This window comes from Alicyclobacillus shizuokensis NBRC 103103, assembly GCF_001552255.1.
GTDB classification, from domain to species: Bacteria; Bacillota; Bacilli; order Alicyclobacillales; family Alicyclobacillaceae; genus Alicyclobacillus_G; species Alicyclobacillus_G shizuokensis.
The window spans coordinates 1-4,797 of sequence record NZ_BCQV01000086.1; the positions used below are offsets into that span (position 1 = coordinate 1).

At 52.6% G+C, this 4,797-nt stretch carries 4 protein-coding genes and 1 pseudogene; 3 read left to right on the plus strand and 2 right to left on the minus strand.

The window, feature by feature from the left end; all coding sequences use genetic code 11:
• The first annotated feature begins 432 nt into the window (after positions 1 to 432).
• From ASH01S_RS17160 to ASH01S_RS17170, 3 genes are all read left to right on the plus strand, one after another.
• Complete coding sequence (locus ASH01S_RS17160) at positions 433 to 855, plus strand: lactococcin 972 family bacteriocin (protein WP_067929658.1); 423 nt, start codon at positions 433 to 435, stop codon at positions 853 to 855.
• 304 nt (positions 856 to 1,159) lie between these two features.
• The gene (locus tag ASH01S_RS17165) at positions 1,160 to 3,265 is read left to right on the plus strand and encodes a bacteriocin-associated integral membrane family protein (protein ID WP_217996359.1); all 2,106 of its coding nucleotides are present in this window, start codon (positions 1,160 to 1,162) and stop codon (positions 3,263 to 3,265) included.
• 4 nt (positions 3,266 to 3,269) lie between these two features.
• Positions 3,270 to 3,920 (plus strand): ABC transporter ATP-binding protein, encoded by a 651-nt coding sequence (locus tag ASH01S_RS17170; RefSeq protein ID WP_067929660.1) that lies wholly within the window; start codon positions 3,270 to 3,272, stop codon positions 3,918 to 3,920.
• Between the two features lie 9 nt (positions 3,921 to 3,929).
• Here the strand turns inward: ASH01S_RS17170 and ASH01S_RS18190 are convergent.
• A pseudogene (locus ASH01S_RS18190) lies at positions 3,930 to 4,049 on the minus strand (GNAT family N-acetyltransferase); the annotation flags it as partial.
• Positions 4,050 to 4,112: 63 nt separating this feature from the next.
• A complete protein-coding gene (locus ASH01S_RS17175) occupies positions 4,113 to 4,667 on the minus strand; it encodes an IS1096 element passenger TnpR family protein (RefSeq protein ID WP_067929661.1) in 555 nt (184 codons plus the stop codon).
• Between the last annotated feature and the right edge of the window lie 130 nt (positions 4,668 to 4,797).

The window sequence follows — 4,797 nt, forward strand, 5'->3', positions numbered from 1 at the left end:
CCCTGATAGACGGCTGGGCACGGCCAGTCTCAATATGACTGATCATGGATTTGGATAAGTCTTCACCAGCCATTCCGCCTGGGTCATCTTGAGTTCCTTGCGGGCAGCGCGAATTTTCTCCCCCACATTCATAGCCCTTCCCCACCACACTAACCCAAAGTTTATCTATATTATACCAAATCCCCTCTTGTAGTTATACAAGTATTCTATAAAAATGGAATTGTGAGGGGAGGGATTAAATGAGGCGATTGATGGAGATCAAAACCATTGCAGCCGCTGTCGGAATCGGAATTGCGGCGCTCTTTATTGCCCCATCCGATCTTGGACTTCCTGAGCCTGATAGGGCGCCAACCCTTGCGCAGTTTGACTAGTATTCAGTGCCAGTGCATCTTCGTGGTTGAGGAATAGAATTTTCGTAAAGAGGGTGTATTCATGGTTAAGAGACGCATTCTGCAATCGCTAGCAGGTACGGTTGGAGTAGGAATGTCATTTGCGCTGGCCTTCGCGCCCCATGCCATGGCGGATACGCAGTCGGAATCGGAAACAGTCCCGGCGGCGACTCCGACTGCATACGGGTATGTCGAACTAGGTTCAAATCTAAGCAACGCACAGGTCACGCCCTTTACTGTAGAAAGTGCGGGCGGTGGAACATGGAACCACGGCGATGATATTATTTGGGACGGTAGAAAGCATGTCTGGTCGTACTATATGCACGAAAAATTATATCACCGGGCCACAGCCATCGTTGGGAGCAACGATGTTTCGACCGCTAAAACAGCCCCCGGAATTTGGGCAAACGCTGATGCGTATGGATGGCCATGGGCTAATGGATACGCTTACTGGTACACCTATTAAGTAATTCCCCACGCACCGAAACCCCGGCAGTGAGAGGGAAAGTTCGGCCGCTTTCGCCGTGAGAGCGGCCGAAGATGTCAAATGTGCCCTAAATCGTCGCGAGGGAGACGAGAGCACTTTGAAAAAACTGCTTGCCTTCCTTTTCTTGCTAGCGTCAGCATTTTCGTTTGCACTCACGTACTCCCAAGTTCAGCAGTCCGCCATAGAAAAGGCGGAGAATGCAGACCTTGGCATCAGCCGGCCACTCCGGATTCCAGACGCACCGCTCTTCTCTTCCCCCAACAGTTGGCGAGAAGTTTATCCCTTGTTGGTTCGAGCGGCCAAGCGGTCTCGCGTCAACCTGTTTCGCATCAGTATCGGCTATACTAGGCAGAATCAGCCGGAAGTCACCCAATATGTCTTGCTTACCGGTCCCTCTAACCTTTACGCCAGTTATACCCTGGAAAGCGGCCGTTTTCTAACCTCAACGGAAACTGAGCAAGGCGAGGCGTTTGTCTCCTCCGCCCACACCGGCAACGCGCATCAAGTGGGAACCTTAAAAACGTTCAGCGGCTCGGTACTCATCGAGATTCGTCCGCTGTGGGAGGCAGAAGCCTACCTGCCGCTAGCTGGGCAGTTTTCAGTCGAAGCCGCAACCCAGAGTGAGTATGAGAGGTTTGTCAACCAACTCGCGGCCGAGGTGAACCATCGTTTTCATGGCCGTCTGACGCATCCGTACACCGCGCGGGATTTCATTGCAGGAGAAGCACCGGTAAGCAGACCGAGCGGATTCGGCACACCTGGTTACGGCTTGTTGCATTATGTCCAAGAGATTCGATTCCTGGTCATGTTTATCACAGTTATTCTGCTGATATACTACGGCTTTCACGCCGCGAAACGGATCGGCATCATGAAGATGCATGGAATATCGAACACCCGGATATGGTTTCTTCTGGTTGGACGGTTTGTCTTACTTTGTTTCTTGATTTTATCGGCAGCCTGCTTGTTGGCGGGCCTCGCAGTTCCAGGTACCACCGTGCAATTTCTGACCCAGATTATCCTCACGCAATGCGAAATGTATGCCCTGATTGCAGCAACGTCGCTCATTGCCTATCTGTACATCGCGAGGATCCGCATCAGCGATGCGATTAAAAAACGCAAGCACACGACCAGCGTGTTGGTTTTGAATACTTTAGTGAAGGCGGGCTGGTCCATCGCCTTGGTTCTCTTAATCTTCTCCACCTGGAATCAATACGCGCTACGCCGCTCCCAACAGGCGCTGCTCTCCAGTTGGCAAGCGAATCCAAAAGCGAGTGGCTACGGTATATTCTATCCGATGTCGGTCGGACATGACTTCCTTGGCACCGCCCAAGGAGACGACAGCGCCCAATACGTCGAGACGCAATGGCTGTATCCCTACCTGAATCAACGCGGAGCTCTCTTTATCAATGCGGAGGAGTATGAGGAATCTGTCCTGCGCTTGCCCGAGCCGCCCGGCTTTATCCGTTCCATCACGGTTAACCCCAACTACCTGCGCCGTTTCCTAATCTACGACGTGCATCATAAGCCCGTGCGAATATCTGATCAGACAAGCGATTGGATTTTGCTCGTTCCGGAAAAATACCGGAGCCAACAGGACAACATTCTCGCCTATTTCCGAAGCGAGAGACGGGCGAGCCATCAGGCCGAGAAGCCGTTCCCTGTTCCCTATCGTGTTAAGCATCAGGCGATTCGCATCGTCTGGTTGGCTAACAACCAGAAAATCTTCAGTTTCGATCCGGAAGTCTTCCCGCAGGAGCACAACGAGATCGTCGATCCCATCATTCAAGTGGCTACACTGAAAAACACCGTCTCGACGGATGGGTTAGGTTACGTCGATGGGACCGAATCCTCCCCGCTCAAGGTCCCGCTTATCCAAGGGAATCCGACTCTGACCTTAAAAAGCCTGGAGCCCAAACTGCACCAGCTACGCCTGGACGACCGACTACGGAGTCTCGTAGACATCAACCAGGCCATCCAGTTGAGCATTTACCGACTCCAGGTTGAGATGAACGTACTACTCCTCGTTGTCCTTGGCCTGCTGGTCAGTTCGTTCTTTCTTGTTGCGCAAAACTTGGTGATTTTCTTTACGAAATACGGTCGACAGTTCCTCGTGCGCCGCTTGTTCGGAACCGGGTTCGTCCGCACGTACAAGGAGTATCTCCTGTTGTTTTCCTGCTCCTGGTTAGGACAGTCCCTCGTCAGCTTGATGTTGGCCTGGGGAGCGATTTCAAACGGATCGTCCGGGGTGAACCGAGTGAGTGTCGCTGCAATCGTTCCAATCGTGGTTGTCCTGGCTGTACTCATCGGCATCGAGCTGATTGCTTCGCTAGGGATGTTAATTCGCATGGAGCGGCAAAACATCGCCCAGGGCTTGAAAGAAGGGACTTGATAACATGAAACCTGTTTGCGAACTCGTTCGTGTTCACAAATACTACGGCAGCCGTGCCGTACTGCATGATTACAGTCTGACCATCGCAGAAGGGGAAATGGCGGCCATCACGGGCAAGAGCGGAGCCGGAAAGACCACGGTATTAAATCTCATGGGATTACTGGAGAAACCGGATAAGGGTCTAGTGAAGTTGTTTGGTGAACAAAGCCCACCAGTGGGTTCCCGTCATGCCAGTCGCCTGTTACGGACCCGTATCGGCTACCTGTTTCAGAACTACGCTTTGATAGATGAGGCGAGCGTGGACGCGAATCTCGAAATTCCGCTCTTGTACGCCAGGAAACCCAGGAAAGAGAAACAGGGGCTCAAAGAGTCTGCGCTTGCGCAGGTCGGGCTGCAGATTCCGCTCCACAGCAAGGTCTATGAACTTTCCGGCGGTGAGCAACAGAGAGTGGCGCTGGCACGAATTCTGCTGAAACCCTGCGACCTCATTCTCGCCGATGAACCCACAGGCTCACTGGACGCCGACAACCGGGACGCCACTTTGGAAATCCTCAAGTGCCTAAACCGCGCCGGCAAAACCATCGTCATCGCTACGCACGATCCGGCCGTGGTTGCGGCGTGTACGCGTGCAGTGCAGTTGAAAGCAAACGTGTAGGGCCTCGAAAATCCGTTCGTTTTCCAGCGTACGTGGGGCATAATCATAGACCGCCGTGGTGTTGACAATCGCGTCATTGTAAATGTCCAATATGTCCTGTAAATCTTCCGCTTGCGCCCGCCGAATCATCGCTTTCTCTCCCAACCCCAACCGTCAAACTTTGTGGGTAATCTCTGTTTGGGCCTCTATCATTCATTCTCCTTCGTTCATCCATTCATCCTCCTCATCCTCCCAATCTGGATATTGCGGCAACGGATCGCCAACCGACTTCACGACGATGGGATAAACGGACTCACCATCGTCCGGAACGGTCCTAAGGAACTGGACGATGAAACGGTGCTCGTCCCCATAATCGAAGAGAAAGAGCATCTTTTGCTTCGGTTCGCGAAAGACACTGGATATTTTCGTGTCGTGGACACTGAGGGCGTCCTGGTCGAACAACGGATCTAGCATGCTTTCCTCGTCATCCGCGAACAACTCGTACTTTTGCGTAGATCTCGTCCAACTTTTCAAGTTGTCGTAGAAGCCGTAAGCGTGATCGTGCTCAAATTCAAAGCTGTCGAGAATCGCGGCAGCCAGTTCTGCGAGACTCTGAGAGCCCAACATTTCGATTACGCGGTAGGGATATCCCCGTACCCGAGCCTGCCAATCGCTCTGCGTCACTTTCAGTTGCCACACATTCGCGCGTCGATTGGGTGCCTGGTTGGAGGATGTGGCAGTCAAGCTGGAAATTTTCCGTTTCGTCATACTCGCTCACTCACCGTCCGTCGGGAGATTTGTCGAATACGGTTGACATGCAATGCCTAGGAGGAGTTCGTTATCGGCCGAATAGATTCCTGCACATCCGGGATGGAAACCGTTCAAAGTCGGTGCCTTT